General features: G+C 69.0%; 1 protein-coding gene. It reads right to left on the bottom strand.

What is annotated here, in order from left to right; translation table 11 throughout:
* Positions 1–399 precede the first annotated feature (399 nt).
* Positions 400–1842 (bottom strand): sugar porter family MFS transporter, encoded by a 1443-nt coding sequence (locus I59_RS11995; protein ID WP_022904069.1) that lies wholly within the window; start codon positions 1840–1842, stop codon positions 400–402.
* Positions 1843–2122: the final 280 nt, after the last annotated feature.

Genomic DNA, 2122 nt, shown 5'->3' with positions numbered 1-2122 from the left:
CGGGTTCCACCGACGGGTCTGGTGTCCGAAGTGGACGCCGCTGTCGAGCAGCTGGCGGATGGTGACGACGGCCATGCCGTCCCTCCTTGTTCTCGGCGCGCGGCTGTTCGAGCCGCGTGCACGGTTGCGGTTGTGTCGGTCACGACCGGTGGTCGTGGCCCCTGGTGCCCCACCCCGGACGGCCGCCCGCTCGCGAGAGCGGGACCGGTGGCCGTGGGGTGCGTGTGGACACGCGAAGTCAGCGCGCTCAGCGCGCTGCTGGACACATGCTAACAGACAGGGCCCCTGTCGCCGGTACCGGCACGACGCGCCAGCGGCGTGTCGGTACCGGCGACAGGGAGAGGCGCGGTGCGGGACGGACCCGCACCGCGCCTCCCGGCCGGTGGTGACGCTGGTGCGTCAGGCCTTGGCGTCCACCGTCTCACCCTCGGCCGTGATGCCCATCTCCTCGAGCGAGCGGCCCTTCGTCTCCGGGATCTTCTTGATGACGAAGAAGAGCGACAGCAGCGCGAACAGGGCGTAGATGCCGTAGGTGACCGTGAGGTTGAACCCGGACAGGACCGGGAACGTGATCGTGACCAGGAAGTTCGCGATCCAGTTCGCGGCCGACCCGACGCCCAGCGCCGTGGCCCGGATGCGGTTCGGGAACATCTCGCCGAGGAGCACCCACATGAGCGGACCCCACGTTGCACCGAACGACACCACGAACAGGTTCGCGAAGATCAGCGCGATGACGCCCCAGGCGCCCGGGAGCTGCGGCTCTCCGTTCACGATGGTCGCCTGCGAGAACGCGATCGCGACCATCGCGAGCGACACGAACATGCCCGAGGACCCGGCGACGAGCAGCGGCTTCCGGCCGAGCTTGTCGACCGTGAAGATCGCGATGAACGTCACCGCGACGTTGACGACCGAGGTGATGGTCGAGATGAGGAACGACTGCTCCTCCTTGAAGCCGACGGCCTGCCAGAGCGTCGTCGAGTAGTAGAAGATCACGTTGATGCCGACGAACTGCTGCAGCACGGCGAGGATGATCCCGACCCAGACGATCGGCTGCAGGCCGAAGCGGTTGCCCCGGATGGAGCCCTTCTTCTCGTTGGCTTCCTTCTCGATGCCGTCCTGGATCTCCTCGAGGCTGGTGTTGACCGTGTCGCGGGGGACGATCTTCTCCATGACGCCGCGGGCGTCGTCCTTCCGGCCCTTCGCGAGGAGGAAGCGCGGCGACTCCGGCAGCGTGATCGCGAGCACACCGTAGACGACCGACGGGACCACGCCGACGAGGAACATCCAACGCCAGGCCGCGAGACCCAGCACCTGCTCGGACGCGCCACCGGCGGTGACGGCGAACAGCTGGTCGGAGAGCAGGGCGGCGAAGATACCGAGGGTGATCGCGAGCTGCTGGAACGAGGCGAGACGACCACGGATGGCCTTCGGCGAGACCTCCGAGATGTACGCCGGCGCGATGACCGACGCGGTCCCGATGCCGAGACCGCCGATGAGCCGCCAGACCACGAGGTCCCAGGTGGCGAAGGCGAACGCGCTGCCGATCGAGCTCACGAAGAACAGGACGGCGGCCCAGAACATCACCCGGGTGCGACCCCAGCGGTCCGCGAGGCGGCCGGCGAAGTAGGCGCCGAACGCACAGCCGATCAGGGCGGAGGCGACCGCGAAGCCGCTCGCGGCGTCGGACAGGCCGAACTCGCCCTTGATCGCGTCGACGGCTCCGTTGATGACGGAGGAGTCGAATCCGAAGAGGAAGCCGCCGACCGCCGCCGCGATGGCGAACAGGGTGACCTTCCCCTTGAACGCACGGTCCTCGCCGTGCTGGGTGGACGTGTTCGACACGGTGCTCCAGGTTCTTGCCGCCGTGCTGGGTGGCGCACGGTGCCCCGGCGGTCGGCTGGTTCGCCGTCCGAGCGGCGTTGCGTGGTCCGGAGCGGCCCCGACTGTACTCCTCGGGCGGCGTGTGGTCATAACCGGTTCGCGGTCGGGGGGCGCTTCGTCGAAGCGCGCGCGTTTCGACGAAGCCCGCGTCGATCGACTGGTGTTCCGTCGCGCGCGGTGCGCTGGCGTACGCTCACCTGGCGCGCGTGCGGAGACGCGCGCGGCGCGCTTGCCGTCGGGC

Origin of the sequence: Curtobacterium sp. B8, from assembly GCF_000333315.1 — a bacterium.
Taxonomy (GTDB): domain Bacteria; phylum Actinomycetota; class Actinomycetes; order Actinomycetales; family Microbacteriaceae; genus Curtobacterium; species Curtobacterium luteum.
Note: the sequence above shows the minus strand (reverse complement) of the source record. Positions and strands in the feature narration are given on the sequence as shown.